This window comes from Martelella lutilitoris (genome assembly GCF_016598595.1).
Lineage (GTDB): Bacteria > Pseudomonadota > Alphaproteobacteria > Rhizobiales > Rhizobiaceae > Martelella > Martelella lutilitoris_A.
In genome coordinates, this window is record NZ_CP066786.1 from 2,374,237 (window position 1) to 2,391,710 (window position 17,474).

Consider the following 17,474-nt stretch of genomic DNA (forward strand, 5'->3'; position numbering starts at 1 on the left):
TCGCTCCGCAGGCCGGTGAATGCAAGAAAAACGCCGTCAATCCGGCAAGGTCATGCGGCCGTCCGCATCAAGGGGCGAGAACGGATTATAGGCGACTTCCCAGAGATGCCCCTCCGGATCGGCGAAATAGCCGCTGTAGCCGCCCCAGAACACCGCCTCGCCCGGCTTGACCACCGTCGCGCCGCACTGTTCGGCAAAGGCGATGGTTTCATCCACCGCCTTCTCGGAGGAAACATTGTAGGCAAGCGCTACGCCCGAAAATGCGGGCCGTTCCGCCGCAATGCCTGTCAGCCTCGCATCTTCCGCCAGCGCCCTGCGCCCGAAAAGACCGAGCACAATGCCGTCGAGCCTGAAGAAGCTCACGCCCTCCTGCGAGGCCGATGACCGCTTCCAGCCGAGCCGCTCATAAAAGGCGGTTGCCGCCGGCAGATCGTCGACGCCGAGTGTGATCATGCTTATCCTGCGCTCAAGGCCCATCCCAAACTCCCGATAATATCTATTTTGTTCTTCATATGTTCTCACGAATTCACATGGCAGGCTACAGGAAATGGAGCCGTCCTGGAGAAAACTTTCTCCGCTTGACGCCGGGTTGAGGTCCAAACTGGGCGAACAAAATACGGTAAAATATTACCTCAATCACAAGTCATTGAAAAATATACAGAATTCATTTCTTCAGTCACGCAATTGCGCTTGACGTTCAGCAAAGCGCGCTCTATACAACCGCCAACATATGCGCATCCCGCATCTGTTACCGCTTGGATACGCCAAGCAAAGCAACAAGAAACGTCCGTCCCTCGGGATCGGATTGAATTTGAGAGTATCAGAAAATGGTTACCTTCTCCCAGAAGCCTGAAGAGGTGGTGAAGAAGTGGGTCGTGATCGATGCCGAAGGCCTCGTCCTCGGCCGTCTCGCTTCGCTCGTCGCCATGCGTCTTCGCGGCAAGCACAAAGCCACCTACACCCCGCATGTCGATGATGGCGACAATGTCATCGTCATCAATGCCGAAAAGGTCGCGATGACCGGCAAGAAGTACAATGACAAGATGTACTACTGGCACACCGGTTACCCCGGCGGCATCAAGGAGCGCAATGCGCGCCAGATCATCGAGGGCCGCTTCCCCGAGCGCGTCATCGAGAAGGCTGTCGAGCGCATGATTCCGCGCGGCCCGCTTGGCCGCCGCCAGATGAAGAACCTGCGCGTTTACGCCGGCACCAACCATCCGCATGAAGCCCAGCAGCCCGAAGTTCTCGACGTTGCCAAGCTCAACAAGAAGAATGTAAGGAGCGCTTAATGGCTGACCTGTCCGATCTGAAGACGCTTGGCGATGTCGCCACGGCCTCCGAAGCCCCCGCAGCCCCCGTTCACGAACGCAAGGTTGACGATCTCGGCCGCGCCTATGCCACCGGCAAGCGCAAGGACGCCGTCGCCCGCGTGTGGGTGAAGGCCGGTTCCGGCAAGATCACCGTCAACGGCAAGGATTTCACCGAATATTTCGGTCGCCCGGTTCTGCAGATGATCCTGCAGCAGCCGATCGTGCTGACGTCGCGTGCCGGCCAGTTCGACATCGTCGCGACGGTCACCGGCGGTGGCCTTTCCGGTCAGGCAGGCGCCGTGCGTCACGGCATCTCCAAGGCTCTGACCTATTTCGAGCCGGAACTGCGCGGCATCCTGAAGAAGAACGGCTTCCTCACCCGCGACAGCCGCGTCGTCGAGCGCAAGAAGTACGGCCGCGCGAAAGCCCGCCGTTCGTTCCAGTTCTCCAAGCGCTGATTTCAAAAGCCCCTTGCAATTATCGAAAAGGGCCGCAATCGCGGCCCTTTTTGCTGTCCGAGTCTGCGGGTCCGGCTACAGAGCGTTCCTGTCTTCCAGCACCTGAAGCGTCACTTCCGCCGCCCGCCTGCCGGGCGGGACCTCTGTGTGCATCTTCGCAAAGACCTCGTCGAAACCATCCAGCATGGTCTTGCGCTGCGGCGTGTCGCGGGTCAGAAGCTCCATCCACCGCGCCAGCGCGCCGGCCCGCATCGTGTCATCGAAATATTCCGGCACCAGAGGTCGGTCGGCGATCAGATTCGGCAAAGAGGCGGACCAGATGGTGATCTTCTTCAGCATGAACCGGCCGATGAAATCCGCCTTGTAGGCTGAAATGACCGGAATGCCGGAAAGCGCGAGCTCCAGCACCACCGTTCCGGAGGCGGCAACGGCCGCATGCGCCGCAGAAAAGGCCTCCCATTTGGCCGCGTCGCCGACCACGACCTCGGGCTTCACCGGCCAGTCGGCAATGGCGGCGCGCACCATCTCTTCGCGGCGGGTGACCGTCGGCAGCACGAAGCGGGGCATCGCGTTGCGCTCGGCATAGATGCTGGCAACATCGCGGAAGATCGGCGCAAGACTATTGATTTCGCCCGCGCGCGATCCCGGCAACAGAAGAATGGTCGGTGGCGCACCCTCCTCCGGCAAGGCAGTGTGGCGACGGGCCGCAAGGACGCCCGGCTCTTCGCTCAGCCGGTGGCCGACGAATGTTGTCGGCGGGCCACCAAGGCGTTCCATCGCCGCCGGCTCGAAGGGCAGAACCGCCAGCACATGGTCGACATAGGCCAGCATGTCGCGCGCGCGGTATTCCTTCCAGGCCCAGACGCTGGGGCAGACATAATCGATGACGGAGAGATCCGGCAGCGCCTTCTTCACCCGTTTGGCCACCCGATGGGTGAAGTCCGGACTGTCGATGATGATGAGCACGTCCGGCCGCGCGGCAATCAGCGCATCCGCCGTCTGGCGAATGCGGCGGATCAGGAGCGGCAGCCGCGCGAGCACCTGGGTGAACCCCATGATCGACAGATCGGAATAGTCAAAGAGAGACTCGAGCCCCTCTTCGGTGAGCGCATCGCCACCGACGCCGACGAGCTCGATCGGACCGGCATGCATCGCCTTCAGCGCGGCGATCAGGTCGCCGCCGAGCAGATCGCCGGAAACCTCTCCCGCGATCACGCCGATTTTCAAGCTTCTGGACAAGAGGCTCCCTCCGCTGAATGTGTCGCTCGTTCAGGTGACCGTTTTCTCAGCCTGGCCCGGCTCCAGTCCCAGCAGGAAAAGCCCTGCCCTGTCGGCTTCGGCAATGGCCGCTTCCCGATCCAGGACCAGTGCCCGCCCGGCTTCCACGGCAATGCCGCCAAGCCCGGCGGCAGCCGCCGCACGCACCGTCTCCGGGCCAATCGACGGCAGGTCGGCGCGCAGATCCTGCTGCGGTTTGCACAGTTTGACAAGGACGCCGCGACGCTTCTTTGAAATCCGACCGGCCGCGCGCATCGTCCGCACGCGCTCGAGCATCTGGTCGGTGCCCTCCGCGCCCTCCAGAGCCACCACGCGCCCGCCGAGACTGACGGCGCCCTGACCGATATCCATGGAGCCGATGACGTGAGCCGCCCGTGCCGCAGCGTCGATATCGGACCGATCCTCGCGATCCGGCGCGACAGCGCCGAGCGTGCCCGCGGTCGCCAGAAGATCGCCGGCGATGTCCTGCGCGGCGATGATCTCGAAGCCGTGGCGCTCGAACAGGTCGATCACCATGCGCAGGACCTTGTCATCACCGCCGCTACGCAGCTTTTTCAGGATAGCGGGCAGCGACCAGATCACCCGCGCCGTCGGACGCAGGCTCTTCAGTTCCGGGCGAGTGCGTACGCCGCCAGAGAGCACGACCCTGCGGATCCCGCGCTTCTGCAGCGCCGCGACAACCGGCTGGAACCCGCCGAGATCGGCGTCCATATGTTCGAAATCCGACCAGTCATTGCCGCCCTCGCCACGCAACTGAACGATGAAGGTCGGCGTACCGACCTCCCGTGCGGCTTCGGCGACATAAAGGGGCAGACGGCCGTTTCCGGCGATGATCGCGACCGGCTCCGCATCGCGGGCCGATGTGCCGCTCACGCCTGGCTGCCCCGGCGGCGCGAACCCGGTGTCGTCAGCGCCCGCTCGCTGTCACGGTCGAGAATGAAATCGATGATCTCGCGGGCAGCCCCTTCAGGCGCATCCGGTCCGCTGCGCAGCGCCCGCGCATTCTCCAGAACCGTCCCCGCCGAAAAGATCGCCTGGTATGCCCGCCGCACGGCATGAACCTCGCTCTTGCTCATGCCGGCGCGCTGCATGCCGACAACGTTCAGCCCGCCCATGAAGGCCGGATTGTCGACCACCATCGCATAGGGAATGACGTCGTTGACGACCCCCGCCAGCCCGCCGATGAAAGCCTGGCGGCCGATCTGCACGAACTGGTGGATCGCCGCGCCGCCGCTCAGGATCGCCCGGTCGTGAACGGTGGCATGGCCGCCGATCATGACATTGTTTGAAAGGATCACGTGGCTGCCGATGCGGCAGTCATGACCGACATGGGAATTGGCCAGAAACAGGTTGTCGTGGCCGACAATTGTCTCGCCGCCGCCATGGGAGGAACCGGTATTGACGGTGACGCCCTCGCGGAAAATACAATTGGCGCCGATCTCGAGGCGCGTATCGCTGCCATCGTGGCGAATGCTTTGCGGCGCGCCGCCGATGACGGCCATGGGAAAGACCGCGCAGCCATCGCCGAGCCGCGTGATGCCCTCGACCACGGCGTGATGGTGAAGCTTCACATTGTCGCCGAGCACGACATTCGCCCCGACATAGCAAAACGCGCCGATCGCGGCATGTTCACCAATCACGGCTCCGTCCTCGACAATGGCAGTCCTGTCGATTTTCGCGGAGCTGGAAATCCTGGTCATTCTTCGTCCTTGCGCACCATCATGGCGCCGATATCGGCCTCGGCGACGAGCTGGCCGTCGACAAGCGCTTCGCAGTGGAACTTCCACACGCGCCGGCGCTGCTTCTGTTTGACGACCTTGAACCGCACCTGATCGCCCGGCACCACGGGTTTGCGGAAGCGGGCATTGTCGATCGTCATGAAATATACGAGATTGTCGATCTCGTCGGCCTTGCGCGCGCAGATCGCGCCGGCGGTCTGGGCCATGCCCTCCACGAGCAGAACGCCCGGCATGATCGGCATTTCCGGGAAGTGGCCCTGAAAATGCGGTTCATTGGCCGTCACATTCTTGATGCCGACCGCACTGTCGTCGCCGTCGATCTCGATAATCCGGTCCACCAGCAGAAAAGGATAACGGTGCGGAAGGAACTTCATGATCTCAAGAAGATCCATCTTCCCCATCGTCGTCTTGGTCTCGTCACTCACCTTGCTTGTCTCCCGATTTGGCGGCCTGCCGGGCGATCTCCGCCACGTCCCGCAGATAGTCCCGGATCGGCCGGGCCGGATTCCCCCCTATGCGGGCGCCGGCCGGCACGGAGGTCAGCACGCCGCTCTTCGCGGCGATCTGCGCGCCGCTGCCGATCTCGATATGGCCGTTCAGCCCAGCCTGTCCGCCGATCATCACGCCATCGCCGATCCTGGTGCTGCCGGCAATTCCAACCTGGCTGACAATTCCGCAATGCCGGCCGATCTGCACATTGTGCCCGATCTGCACGAGATTATCGATCTTTGTACCCTCGCCGATCACGGTATCGTCCATCGCGCCGCGGTCAATCGTGCTGTTCGCGCCAATCTCGACATCGTCCTGAATGATGACCCGGCCGATCTGCGGCAGTTTCACCATGCCGGTCGGTCCGGGCGCATAGCCGAAGCCGTCCTGACCGATGCGCGCGCCGGTGTGAATGATCACATTATTCCCGATCAACGCATTGGAGACAGAAACATGCGCTCCCAGGGTGACATTGCGGCCAATCTTGACATCCGCTCCCACGACCGTGCCGCACAGGATGCGACTTCCCGCGCCGATCACGGCGCGCGCGCCGACCACGGCAAACGGCGCGATCTCCACGCTCTTCTCGATGACGGCCGAATCGTCAATAACGGCCTGCGCGGAGATGCCGCTTTGGCGCTGCATCACCGGCTGCGGTCGCATGGCGGCCGGATAGAGCTGTGCCGCCGCGCGGGCAAAGGCAAGCTGCGGCATATCGGAAACGAGCGACGGCAAGGACGCCGGAATATGCTTTTTCATTTCCGGGGAACAGATCACCGCCGCTGCCCTGCAGCTCTTCAACTGGTCAATGCTGTGCCGGGACAGGATGTAGCAAATATCATAGGGACCTGCGCGATAGATGGGCGCAACGGATTCCACCATCCGCTCGCCGGCATCCGCGTTCGACAAAACAGATCCGATGCGCGACGCCAACTCGTCGAGACGAATTGACTGTCGCGCACCGAAAAACTGGTTCTGATCCATTCAATCTCTCCAGAACGGAAACGATATGAGCTCTGGACAGCAATATCAGAAGGTGTTGGCAATTCCGAACCGGAACCGCTGGGTTTCGTCGAAATCTTCCTTGGCGAAGGGAATGGCGTAGTCGAAGCGCAGGTCGCCGAAGGGCGAATTCCAGATGAGGCCGACGCCGCCGGATGCACGGATCGAGAAATCCGTTCCCTCGATGGCCGTATTGGCAAGCTCAACGGCATTACCCCAGGCCGAACCGGCATCCACATAGGCCGCCCCGCGCAGATTGATGTCCTCGGGGATACCCGGCAGCGGGAAATTCGCCTCGGCCGAAATCGTGGTGTAGTACTGCGAGCCGAGCGCATCGCCCTGCTGCACCGTGCGCGGACCAAGGCCGTTCTGCTTGAAGCCGCGGATTTCCTGACCACCGATCGTGAACTGGTCGAACACGTTCAGATTGCTGTCGAACGGGGTCACGAGACCGCCGCGCGCCGTCAGCGAGCCGATGATGTCGGCCTGATCGGAAATCATCTGATACCAGCGGACCTTACCCGTCAGCGCATAATAGTGCGAATCGCCGCCAAGACCGGCCACGGTATTGGTGAGATTGGCGAGAATGCCCTCGCGCGGCTGCTGGTAATTGTCGACGCTAGAGAAGTTGAAGGCCTGTTCGACCGAGGACACCGTCCACGGGCTGCCGTCGATCAGGTTCTGGAAGATCGGAGACAGGTTGTTCGGGTTCTGCCAGTCGCCCGTGCCGTCATATTCGAACTGCTGATAGACATATTTGATCGTCGAGCTCAGCTCGTCGGTCAGCGGCGCCGTCAGGCGGATATCGCCGGCCGTCTCCGCATAGGTATAGTAGTCCTGCGAAGCCGAATAGGCGCGATAGAGATCGAAACCTGCCGCCACGCGATAACCGAGGAAGAAAGGCTCGGTGAAGGAGAAGTTGTAAATCTGCGAATCGTTGTCGCCGAGACCGGCCGACGCGCGGATGAACTGGCCGCGGCCGAGGAAGTTGCGCTCCGACACCGAAAGCTCGACAACCAGCGAATCGCCTTCAGCATCGTAGCCGGCGCCGATCGAGAACGCGCCGGTCGGCTCGTCGGTCACATCAACGACGATGACGACGCGGTCCGGCGCGCTGCCGGGCTGCGTCGAGATATCGACATTGCTGAAATAGCCCAGCGCCTCGAGGCGACGCTTGGCGCGGGCGATCATTTCGCGATTATAGGCATCGCCCTCGGCGAGGTCGAACTCGCGGCGGATCACATAATCGCGGGTGCGGGTGTTGCCGACGATCTCGATGCGCTCGATATAGGCGCGCACGCCCTGGTCGATCTCATAGTTCACCGAGAAGGTGTCGTTGCTGAAGTTGCGATCGCCGCGCGGATTGACCTGCGCGAAGGGATAGCCCTGCGAGGAAACCGATGCCGCGATCGATTCCGAGGTCTTCTGAATGTCGTCGGCATCGTAGATCTTGCCGGACCTGGTCTTGATGTCGCCCTTCAGCGTGTCGATATCGACGCCTTCCACGGTCGAGGCCACGCCAATGTCGCCGAAGCGATAGCGATCGCCCTCGGACATGGTGAAGGTGATCGAATAGGAATTGTCTTCCTCGTCATAATCGACATCGGTCGAGATCAGACGGAAATCCGGGAAGCCGTGATTGTTGTAGAACTCGCGCAGCAGGGTTTCGTCGTGACGCACCTTGTCCGGATTGTAGATATCCTTGCGGGTCAGGAAGGACAGCGGCGTCGAGCGCTTGGTCGAGATCACCGAGGCAAGGCGCGCGTCGCCGAAGGTGTTGTTGCCTTCGAAGTTGATCTTCCGCGTCTTGGTGCGGCCGCCTTCGTCGATGACGAAGGCCACGTTGATTCGATTGTCCTGCACGGTCGCCGTCTCGATGGAGACCTCGACGTCGGCGCGTCCGATCTGCGCATAGGCGTCCTTGATGCGCTGGATGTCGACCTGGGCCTGCGCCTGATTGTAGGGGCCGAGCGAATGCAGCTGGACAACGCCTTCGAGCTTCTTGTCGTTGACCTTGCGGTTGCCGTTGAAGACCACCTGGTTGATCAGCTGGTTCTCGGTGACATTGACCACAAGCGTCGAACCGGAAACCGAAATCTTGACATCGGAGAAATAGCCGGTGCTGTAGAGATTACGGATGGACTGGTTGATATCGGCATCGGTGAAGCTGCGCCCCGGCTGGATGGTCAGCTTCGACCTGATCGCATCAGAACCGGCCTGCCCCGTTCCGTTGACCACGATGTTACTGACAACAGCGGCGTATGCGCTCGTGGGCACAGCAACGGCGGCGACGACCCCCCCGGACACGGCGACTGCCAATGAAAGCGCCGCACCTGAAACTGTGTTCAAAAATCTTGAACCGGCCATGCTACTATCTACCCTTTATGATCGCTCAATATCAGCGTTTTACAGGCTTCGTGGTCTTTTGTTCTAAAGACTTCACACCCCCACGCAATAGAAAGCCGTGCGACTTATGCAACTTCCGCCCCAAGCGTGGCCAAATCGCCACGATCTTTTCGACTTATGGTAAACGGAAGGCTACACCAATCGACAACCTGTCTCCTATGCGTTTCCTATCATCTCCCGCGCCAAAGGCAAGGCCACAATCTCACAACCGGCGACCTTCGACAAGATCATGGGCCCCTCCTGTTAATCAAACAGTGTCAAAGGGTTAAAATGTAAACCTCAGCCCATCCGGCCCAGCGTGTCGTTCCATGTGGCGAAAACCATCAGCGCCAGAACCAGAAACAGCCCGACCCGAAAGGCGAATTCCTGGACGCGGGCCGACAGAGGCCGGCCGCGAACCGCCTCGATCGCATAGAACAGCAGATGACCGCCGTCCAGCATCGGCACGGGAAGCAGATTGAAGAGGCCGACCGAGACGGACAGAATCGCCGCGAAATTGGCGAAAGCGACGATGCCGAGCGAGGCCATCTGCCCCGCCATCGTCGCCACGCGCACCGGGCCGCCGATCTGGTCAGCCTTCATCCGTCCGGCAAAGACGTTGGTGATATAGTCATAGGTGCTGACGACGATGTGCCAGCTCTGCAGCGCGCCCTGCCCGATCGCCTCCAGCGGCTGGTAGCGCTCCACCCTGAAATTGCCCGAATCGCGCGTTCCGACCACGCCGATCCGGCCGAGCTCCATCGCATTGCCGAACTGGTCCTCTTCCTCGATTCGCTCCGGCACCACCGTCATTTCGATCGGCGCCCCGTCGCGCTCGACGGTCAGGTCGATCGGCACGCCCGGTCGGACGCTCACATAGCGCACCACCGCATCGAAGGTCCCGACCTTCTGGCCGTCCAGCGCCACCATGATATCGCCGGGCTTCACGCCCGCCGCCGCAGCCGGGCCGTCCGGCACCACCTCGCCGACCACGGGGTCGGAGACGCCGCGCCCGTAGACGGAGAAAATGACGGCGAAAATGGCGATCGCCAGAAGGAAATTCGCGATCGGGCCGGCGGCGACGGTCAGCGTCCGCTTCCACAGCGCCGCGCCGTTGAACGTCCTCGCCCGCTCCTCCGGCGGCAAGGCCTCAACCCCGGCGAAATCCGGGCGGCTTGCGGCATCCTCGTCGCCGTAAAAGCGCACATAGCCGCCAAGCGGTATGGCGCAGACTTTCCAGCGCGTTCCATGCCTGTCCGTACGCCCGACGATCTCCGGGCCAAAGCCGAGCGAAAAGGCCAGAATGCGGATGCCGCACCAGCGCGCCACCAGATAGTGGCCGAGTTCGTGGAAAAAGACGAGAAAGGAGATCGCGACCAGAAAGGCAACGATCATTCCGGGCGCGTTTGTAAATCCGATACCCAAATCAGGCTCCGTTTAGAGGCGGCAAGGCCGCGAGGCCGCTCCACCGATAAAGCACGGCGCCGACACTGTCGCCCGCGCCGAAGACCATCGCAAAACAGGCCATGATGAACATCGCGCTCGCGGCGGCTACAAGTCCGTCGACGCGGTCCAGCACTCCGCCGTGACCGGGAATGAGATGGCTGGAATCCTTGGCTCCGCACCGGCGCTTGAGGGCCGATTCAAACAGGTCGCCGGCCTGGCCGACGGCGGAGAGAACGAGGGCCAGCAGGGCCAGAAGCAGGGATGGCGTGCCGCCATAGGCCAGGCACAGCCCAAGGGCGGCCGCGACGCCGAAGAACGCTCCGCCGATGGCGCCCGACCATGTCTTGCCGGGAGAGATCGACGGCGCAAGTTTGGGGCCGCCAAGCGCCCGGCCGACGAAATAAGCCATGATGTCGGTCGCCCAGACAACGGCGAACACGAAGAGGATCGTGTAAAGCCCGGCCGCACCGCCGTTTCTGATCGCCGCGAGCGAAACCATTGCAAGGCCGGCATAGACGATCGCGCCTGAAAACCAGAACGGCGCCGGTCTTTTGCGGCCATAGGCATGGGCGCAGGCCGCGGAGACGACCGCAAGCGACAGCGCCGGCAGGAAGAGTTCGAGAAAGGTCAGGATGGCGGTTGCGATCATCACCGCCCAGCCGGCGAGCAGGACCGTCATCGTTCCTTCGCCGCGGCCGGCGGGCCGAGCCCGGCTCATCGCCAGCCATTCATGAAAGGCAAGAAGCCCGATCGCGACGGAAAGAAGCAGAAAGGCGGCGCCGCCGAACCAGGTCGCCAGAAGAACGACGACGGCAAGAACCGCGCCCGACATCACGCGCAGCTTGAGTTCGCGCTCCATCAGGACCCCGTCAGCGCTGCGGCCGGCTGAACGACGCCGCCGAACCGGCGCGAGCGCCGGGCATATTCGGCAAGCGCCTCGTCAAAGCTCTCCTGCGAGAACTCCGGCCACAGGCAGGGCAGGAACACGAGCTCGGAATAGGCCGACTGCCACATCAGGAAGTTCGACAGCCGCTGCTCGCCGCTGGTGCGGATGATCAGGTCCGGGTCGGGAATGCCGGCCGTATCGAGCCGGCCGGTGATCATGGCTTCATCGATCTCGTCCGGCGATATCCGCCCCGCCACGGCCTCCCGCGCGAGAGCGGCAGCAGCCCGGGCGATCTCGGCGCGCGAGCCGTAATTGACGGCGACGACGACATGAAGCCCGGTGTTGTTTCGGGTCAGTTCCTCGGCCGTCGCCAGCGCGCCGAGCACCTTGGGGCCAAGCCCCGCGCGCTCGCCGATCATCTGGAAGCGCATGTTCTGGCGGTGATAGGTCTGCAGCTCGCGATGAATGAAGATCGCGATCAGTTCCATGATATCGCTGACTTCATCCTCGGGCCGTTTCCAGTTTTCCGAGGAGAAGGCAAAAAGCGTGAGATGCTTGATCCTTGCGTCCCGCGCCGCGTCGACGGCGCGACGCACCGCCTCGACGCCCTTGCGGTGCCCGAAAATACGCTTCAACCCCCGCCCGCTGGCCCATCGGCCGTTGCCATCCATGATAATCGCAACATGATCAGGTTTTGCAGGATCTGCGTAAGGGGTCATATCGTGGCTCAAATTCTTGAAAAAATGCAGGTTAAAAATCAGACCTGCATGATTTCTTTTTCTTTCTCCGCAAGCAAGTGGTCAATGCGAGAAATTGCGCCGTCGGTCAGCTTCTGCACGTCATCGGACAGAGAACGGCTGTCGTCCTGGCTGATATCCCCGTCTTTCTCGGCCTTTTTCAGGGCATCCATGCCGTCGCGGCGCACATGACGGATCGCAACCTTGGCCTTTTCGGCATATTCATGAGCAACTTTGACCAAAGAACGGCGGCGCTCCTCGTTCAGCTCCGGCAGCGGAATGCGCAGGTTCTGGCCGTCCATGATCGGATTGAGGCCGAGATGGCTCTCGCGGATCGCCCGGTCGACGGCGCTCACCATGCCCTTGTCCCAGACATTGACCGCCAGCATCCGCGACTCGGGCACGGTGATGTTGGCAACCTGGTTGATCGGCATCTTCGATCCATAGGCCTCGACCAGAACCGGATCGAGGATATTCGCCGACGCCCGTCCGGTGCGCAGCGAGGTAATGTCGCCGACAAAGGCGTTCACTGCACCCTCCATGCGGCGCTCGAGGTCTTTCAGATCGGTTGCATCGCTCATCGTCATTCTCCCGTCTTGCGCCCGGCCTTCCCTTTAGGGCCTCAGGCGCCGTCATCACTCGTCGGTTACAATCGTCTTGCGGCCGCCGCCGGCCATGATCTGGCCGAAACCGCCGCGCTCGTGGATTGAAAACACGATAATCGGAATATTGTTCTCCCGCGCCACCGCAACGGCGGCGACATCCATCACCTGAAGGCCGCGCTCCAGCACCTGGCGGTGGGTCAGCGCCTCGAACCGGGTCGCGTCCGGATCCTTCTTCGGGTCGGCGGAATAGATGCCGTCGACCTGCGTGCCCTTGAAGATCGCCTCCGCGCCGATCTCGGCTGCGCGCAGCGCGGCGGCTGAATCCGTGGTGAAGAAGGGGTTGCCCGTACCGCCTGCAAAGATCACCACCTTGCCCGCATCCATATGGGAACGCGTCGCCCGCTGCGAGAACGACTGGCAGATCTCCGGCATGGCGATCGCCGACAGGACGACCGTATCGACATCCATCTTGCGCAGAGAGGTTGCGAGCGCGAGCGCGTTGATCACCGTGCCGAGCATGCCCATGTGGTCGCCGGTCACCCGTTCGCCGCCCTTGGAGGCCACGGCGACGCCGCGGAAAATATTGCCGCCGCCGACCACGATGCCGACCTCGACGCCCATGGCGCGAACCTCGGCGATATCGGATGCAATCCGGTCGGCAACGGCAACGTCGATGCCGAAACCCTGATTGCCCATCAGGGCCTCGCCGGAAACCTTCAGCAGAACGCGCTTGAAAATCGGATTCGTCAAAGTCACAAACTCCTAAAAAGCAATGCCATCCGGATACACGAAGGGCGCCGCGTTGTCACGCGGCGCCCCTTCAAATTCCAAGCCTTTCGGGCAATCAGCCCTTGGCCGTCGCGGCGACTTCGGCAGCGAAGTCGCTCTCTTCCTTCTCGACGCCCTCGCCGAGCGCCAGACGTGCAATGGCAGCCACCTTGATCGGCGCGCCCGCTTCCTTCTCGGCTTCCTTGACCGCCTCTTCAACCGTCAGGTCGGGATTGATGACGAAGGACTGCGAGAGAAGCGCGACTTCCTCGAAGAACTTGCGCATGCGGCCTTCAACCATCTTTTCGGCAATGTTGGCCGGCTTGCCGGACTCCTTCGCCTGCTCCAGGAACACCGCGCGTTCGCGGTCGGCAATATCCTTGTCGACCTCGTCGGCGCGCACGGCGAGCGGGTTGGTCGCGGCAACATGCATGGCGACCTGCCGGCCGATCGCAGCCAGAACCGCCTTGTCGCCTTCCGATTCGAGCGCGACCAGAACGCCGAGCTTGCCGAGACCGTCAGCGACGGAATTGTGGACATAGGAAGCGACAACGCCGGAGCCGACCGAAAGCTTGGCGGCACGGCGCAGCGTCATGTTCTCGCCGATCGTGCCGATGGCGTCCTTGATGCTGTCGGCAACGCTCTTGCCGGTGGCCGGATAGGTTGCGGCGCTGATCGCGTCGACCGAGCCATCGGTCGACAGCGCGACTTCGGCGATGCCGGAAACCATCGCCTGGAACGCCTCGTTGCGGGCAACGAAATCGGTCTCGGAGTTGACTTCGACGACGACAGCTTCCGTACCCTTCTCGGCGATGCCGATCAGGCCTTCGGCGGCCGTGCGGCCGGACTTCTTGTCGGCCTTGGAGATGCCCTTGGCGCGCAGCCAGTCGATCGCCGCTTCCATGTCGCCGTCATTCTCGGCGAGCGCCTTCTTACAGTCCATCATGCCTGCGCCGCTCTTCTCGCGCAGTTCCTTCACCATTGCAGCCGTAATCGTGCTCATAACTTGCCTCTTGTCCATTCGCTCGGCGGCGCTTGTCGCATCAAAGCGCGGCCTGTTGGGCAACGAAGTGTACCCATACTGTGACAGGGTGATGAAACCCTTGCTGCCGACGGCCGATGTCCGACGGCTCAAAAGTCCAAAGGCAAACGCATCGGCAATCCCGATGCGCCTGCCTGCGTCCGGTTGGCCTCGACTGCGCATTGCGCGGCCGGCCCGAAACCGGATCGGAATTTCAAACGGGCCGCGAGCATGCCGCGGCCCAAGGCCAGATGCCTTATTCGGCCGGCTTCTCGGCGGAAGCATCCTCGGCCGGCGCCTCGTCTTCCAGCGCGGTTTCTGCGGGCGCTTCGGAAGCGGCGCCAAGGTCGATGCCCTGGGCGCCCTGCTGGCGGGCGATGCCGTCGATGGCAGCGCGCGAGATCAGGTCGCAGTAAAGGGCGATGGCGCGCGAAGCGTCGTCATTGCCGGGGATCGGGTAATCGACTTCATCCGGATCGCAGTTGGAATCGACGATGGCGACGACCGGAATGCCAAGGCGCTTCGCCTCTTCGATGGCGATCTTTTCCTTGTTGGTGTCGATGATGAAGATCAGGTCCGGAACGCCGCCCATGTCGCGGATGCCGCCAAGGGCGCGGTCGAGCTTTTCACGCTCGCGGTCGAGATTCAGGCGTTCCTTCTTGGTGAAGCCCTGTGCCTCGTTGGCGAGGATTTCGTCAAGCTTGCGCAGACGCTGGATCGAGTTCGAGATCGTGCGCCAGTTGGTCAGCATGCCGCCGAGCCAGCGGGCGTTCACGTAATACTGCGCCGAACGCTGGGCGCTGTCGGCGATGATCTCGGACGCCTGACGCTTGGTGCCGACCATCAGCACGCGGCCGTTGCGGGCAACGGTGTCGGAAACGATCTGCAGCGCGCGCGACAGCATCGGAACCGTCTGGGCAAGGTCGATAATGTGGATGTTATTGCGGTCGCCAAAGATGTAGGGCTTCATCTTCGGGTTCCAGCGATGGGTCTGGTGACCAAAATGTACGCCTGCTTCCAGCAGCTGGCGCATGGTAAAGTCGGGCAATGCCATGCCTTTTCTCCTTTTCCGGTTGAACCTCCGCAGACCTGAGACCAGACGTCAATGACGCCTGACACCGGCGGAACGCACCGGATTTCTCCCGGAACATCCCATGGCCTGCGTGTGGAATGAGGGCGCGATACCCCGTTTCGCGGCAAATTGCAAGAGGCGCGGCGCCGCGAAAGGCCGGACGCATGCCCGCCCACACCGATGAAGGGCCTCAAGGCTTGGACGAGAGTGCTTCCGGCGGAGCCTCGCAGCCTGCCGGTTCAAGCGGTTCGAGACGCGTGAGCTCTCCCGCCATCTTGAAGTCGCCGAAATCCATGACGATGTCGCGGCTCACGCCCTCCGCCGAGAGCAGCATGGAGACGGTGTAGTCGGGCGTTTCGTCGCCCGAGACCATGCCCATGGGAAAATAGGCCGTGGTGATCGGCCAGCCGGCCCTGCCGCCTTCCGTCTCCTCGCGGCCGCCGATCAGGGTGATGGCGCGCATCGTCTCCTCGCCGGAGCCGTCGAAGGAAACCGCTTCATAGGCGCGCCGTCCGTTCTGGGCGGCAAGAATCACATTGGCCATGTATTCGGTCGGAAACTCGGCATCCTGAAGTTCGACCGCCCTCGCCTCGTCGCCGCCGAAGGTGACGGAGATCGCGCGCTTTTCGGTGCGCTGGGCCTCGCCGACGGTCTCCGATTGCAGGGCGTTGTCGGAAAACAGCGTGCTGGAGAAGGCGAAGGCGCCTTTCTCTTCAAAGGACGACGACACCTGGTCGGTGACGACAGCGCCGTATTCCCGGGCAATATCGGTGACCATGCGCATCTCGGTCACATAGCCGGCGCAATCGCTGCCGGTGAAGGAATAGACGAAGCGGCCGTCAAGCCCCTCGACCCCGGACTGCGCCGAAGCCCATTCAAGCGAAAGATCATAAACCGCGCGGTGCGGCAGCAGCGACACGGCGCTGACCGCCGGTCCCGCCGACTGCGCGCCGGCCGCGAGTATGGTCCAGAAAATCCCCGTCGCCATGACTGTCCGCATGAACATTCCCCTTGGTTTTGGAGACCAATCGTATAGAAAAGTCCCGGTTCTGCCAATGTTGTTGAATCCCTTTCCCGAGAAGCCCGGAGCCAGATATGCCAAACGTCGTTTCAGACCGCCTGAAGGCCCTTTCCATCACCCTGCCGCAAGCCTCCGCCCCCGCCGCCAACTATCTTCCCTTCACCCGGTCGGAGAACCTGCTCTTCATCTCCGGACAGTTGCCGACGGAAAACGGCAAGATGATCGCCACCGGACGTCTTGGCGCGGATGTCTCGCTTGAGGAGGGTCGGAAGGCCGCGCGCGCCTGCGCCATCAACATCATCGCGCAGATCAATGCCGCGCTTGACGGTGACCTCGACCGGGTCAAACGTGTCCTCAAGCTTTCGGGCTTCGTCGCCTCCGCGCCGGATTTCACCGACCAGCATCTCGTCATCAACGGCGCCTCGGACCTGATCGCGGACGTCTTCGGCGAGGCCGGCAAGCATGCCCGCGCCGCCGTCGGCATGGCCGCCCTTCCCTTGAACGCCGCCGTCGAGATCGACGCCATCGTGGAGATCGACTGATGCCGCTGCATGACTGGCTGACGGCCCGGCCGATCGCCCATCGCGGCTATCACGACATGAACGGCGCGGTCTTCGAGAACACGATGCCGGCCTTTGAGCGCGCCATCGCCAATGACTTCGCCATCGAATGCGATGTCCGCCTTTCCGCCGACGGCAAGGTGATCGTGTTTCACGACGATGACCTGAGCCGGCTCTGCGGTCGCCCCGACACGATCGAGGCGCTTGACGCCGAAGCGATCAACGGGATCCGCGTCGGCACGGGCGAGGCCGGAATTCCGCGCCTTGAGGCACTGCTTGAGGCCACGGCCGGGCGCGTGCCGCTGATCATCGAACTGAAGTCCGGCCCGACCGATCCCGACGTCTTTGCCCGGGCCGTCATTGCCGAAACCGCGCACTATGACGGTCCTCTGGCGCTGATGAGTTTCGAGCCTGCGCTGCTTGCCGCCCTCAAACGCGCCGGCGCGGCCTGCCCGCTCGGCCTGACGGCCGACGGCCATGATGAAGGTTCCTTCAATGCGCATCGCAAGACGATGTCGATCGGCCTTGATTTTGTCTCCTATTCTTATGATGATCTGCCCAACGACTTCGTCGCGGGCCTGCGCGACAGCGGCGTGCCGGTGATCACCTGGACCGTCCGCAACGAGCGCGCCCGCCAGATCACATTCCAATATGCCGACCAGATGACGTTCGAGGGTTTCGACCCCGCGTAACG

The 17,474-nt window shown here is 62.5% G+C and carries 19 protein-coding genes; 4 read left to right on the plus strand and 15 right to left on the minus strand.

The annotated features are described in order from the left end of the window. Positions 1-36 precede the first annotated feature (36 nt). On the minus strand, positions 37-453 hold the full coding sequence (locus tag JET14_RS11270; RefSeq protein ID WP_246750293.1) for a VOC family protein: 417 nt from the start codon (positions 451-453) through the stop codon (positions 37-39). Positions 454-827: 374 nt separating this feature from the next. Here JET14_RS11270 and rplM point away from each other — a divergent pair, with 374 nt between their 5' ends. Both rplM and rpsI read left to right on the plus strand, forming a co-directional pair. Then, the gene (gene rplM, locus JET14_RS11275) at positions 828-1,292 is read left to right on the plus strand and encodes a 50S ribosomal protein L13 (protein WP_138749648.1); all 465 of its coding nucleotides are present in this window, start codon (positions 828-830) and stop codon (positions 1,290-1,292) included. Continuing rightward, positions 1,292-1,771 (plus strand): 30S ribosomal protein S9, encoded by a 480-nt coding sequence (gene rpsI / locus JET14_RS11280; RefSeq protein ID WP_024707949.1) that lies wholly within the window; start codon positions 1,292-1,294, stop codon positions 1,769-1,771. Before rplM ends, rpsI begins: the two co-directional genes overlap by 1 nt. A gap of 75 nt (positions 1,772-1,846) precedes the next feature. Here rpsI and lpxB read toward each other — a convergent pair whose 3' ends face one another. The 14 genes from lpxB to JET14_RS11350 all read right to left on the minus strand — a co-directional run bounded on the left by lpxB (position 1,847) and on the right by JET14_RS11350 (position 16,199). Further along, positions 1,847-3,010 carry a lipid-A-disaccharide synthase gene (gene lpxB / locus JET14_RS11285; protein WP_200333596.1) on the minus strand — a complete coding sequence of 388 codons (1,164 nt, stop codon included), beginning with the start codon at positions 3,008-3,010 and terminating at the stop codon, positions 1,847-1,849. 30 nt (positions 3,011-3,040) lie between these two features. Further along, complete coding sequence (locus JET14_RS11290) at positions 3,041-3,922, minus strand: LpxI family protein (RefSeq protein ID WP_200333597.1); 882 nt, start codon at positions 3,920-3,922, stop codon at positions 3,041-3,043. After that, positions 3,919-4,749 (minus strand): acyl-ACP--UDP-N-acetylglucosamine O-acyltransferase, encoded by an 831-nt coding sequence (lpxA, locus tag JET14_RS11295; protein ID WP_200333598.1) that lies wholly within the window; start codon positions 4,747-4,749, stop codon positions 3,919-3,921. Before lpxA ends, JET14_RS11290 begins: the two co-directional genes overlap by 4 nt. Next, positions 4,746-5,213 carry a 3-hydroxyacyl-ACP dehydratase FabZ gene (gene fabZ / locus JET14_RS11300; protein ID WP_200333600.1) on the minus strand — a complete coding sequence of 156 codons (468 nt, stop codon included), beginning with the start codon at positions 5,211-5,213 and terminating at the stop codon, positions 4,746-4,748. The genes lpxA and fabZ overlap by 4 nt, the downstream gene beginning before the upstream one ends. Next, a complete protein-coding gene (lpxD, locus tag JET14_RS11305; RefSeq protein ID WP_200333602.1) occupies positions 5,206-6,261 on the minus strand; it encodes a UDP-3-O-(3-hydroxymyristoyl)glucosamine N-acyltransferase in 1,056 nt (351 codons plus the stop codon). The genes fabZ and lpxD overlap by 8 nt, the downstream gene beginning before the upstream one ends. A 45-nt stretch (positions 6,262-6,306) precedes the next feature. Beyond that, positions 6,307-8,646 carry an outer membrane protein assembly factor BamA gene (gene bamA, locus JET14_RS11310; RefSeq protein WP_200333604.1) on the minus strand — a complete coding sequence of 780 codons (2,340 nt, stop codon included), beginning with the start codon at positions 8,644-8,646 and terminating at the stop codon, positions 6,307-6,309. Between the two features lie 318 nt (positions 8,647-8,964). Then, complete coding sequence (rseP, locus tag JET14_RS11315) at positions 8,965-10,059, minus strand: RIP metalloprotease RseP (RefSeq protein ID WP_200338073.1); 1,095 nt, start codon at positions 10,057-10,059, stop codon at positions 8,965-8,967. A 31-nt stretch (positions 10,060-10,090) separates the two neighbouring features. Next, entirely contained in the window at positions 10,091-10,969 is an 879-nt protein-coding gene (locus JET14_RS11320) for a phosphatidate cytidylyltransferase (RefSeq protein ID WP_200333605.1), read from the minus strand. Continuing rightward, on the minus strand, positions 10,969-11,715 hold the full coding sequence (locus tag JET14_RS11325; protein ID WP_200333606.1) for an isoprenyl transferase: 747 nt from the start codon (positions 11,713-11,715) through the stop codon (positions 10,969-10,971). The genes JET14_RS11320 and JET14_RS11325 overlap by 1 nt, the downstream gene beginning before the upstream one ends. 38 nt (positions 11,716-11,753) lie before the next feature. Beyond that, positions 11,754-12,314 (minus strand): ribosome recycling factor, encoded by a 561-nt coding sequence (gene frr / locus JET14_RS11330; protein ID WP_200333607.1) that lies wholly within the window; start codon positions 12,312-12,314, stop codon positions 11,754-11,756. Positions 12,315-12,368: 54 nt separating this feature from the next. Then, entirely contained in the window at positions 12,369-13,034 is a 666-nt protein-coding gene (gene pyrH, locus JET14_RS11335; protein ID WP_246750625.1) for a UMP kinase, read from the minus strand. A gap of 148 nt (positions 13,035-13,182) precedes the next feature. Then, a complete protein-coding gene (gene tsf, locus JET14_RS11340; RefSeq protein ID WP_200333609.1) occupies positions 13,183-14,109 on the minus strand; it encodes a translation elongation factor Ts in 927 nt (308 codons plus the stop codon). 274 nt (positions 14,110-14,383) lie between these two features. Then, positions 14,384-15,181 (minus strand): 30S ribosomal protein S2, encoded by a 798-nt coding sequence (gene rpsB, locus JET14_RS11345; protein ID WP_036236970.1) that lies wholly within the window; start codon positions 15,179-15,181, stop codon positions 14,384-14,386. Between the two features lie 208 nt (positions 15,182-15,389). Continuing rightward, the gene (locus tag JET14_RS11350) at positions 15,390-16,199 is read right to left on the minus strand and encodes an EipB family protein (RefSeq protein WP_200333610.1); all 810 of its coding nucleotides are present in this window, start codon (positions 16,197-16,199) and stop codon (positions 15,390-15,392) included. Positions 16,200-16,294: 95 nt separating this feature from the next. Here JET14_RS11350 and JET14_RS11355 point away from each other — a divergent pair, with 95 nt between their 5' ends. Beyond that, entirely contained in the window at positions 16,295-16,762 is a 468-nt protein-coding gene (locus JET14_RS11355; protein WP_200333612.1) for a RidA family protein, read from the plus strand. Further along, positions 16,762-17,472 (plus strand): glycerophosphodiester phosphodiesterase family protein, encoded by a 711-nt coding sequence (locus tag JET14_RS11360; RefSeq protein ID WP_200333613.1) that lies wholly within the window; start codon positions 16,762-16,764, stop codon positions 17,470-17,472. Before JET14_RS11355 ends, JET14_RS11360 begins: the two co-directional genes overlap by 1 nt. Positions 17,473-17,474 lie beyond the last annotated feature (2 nt).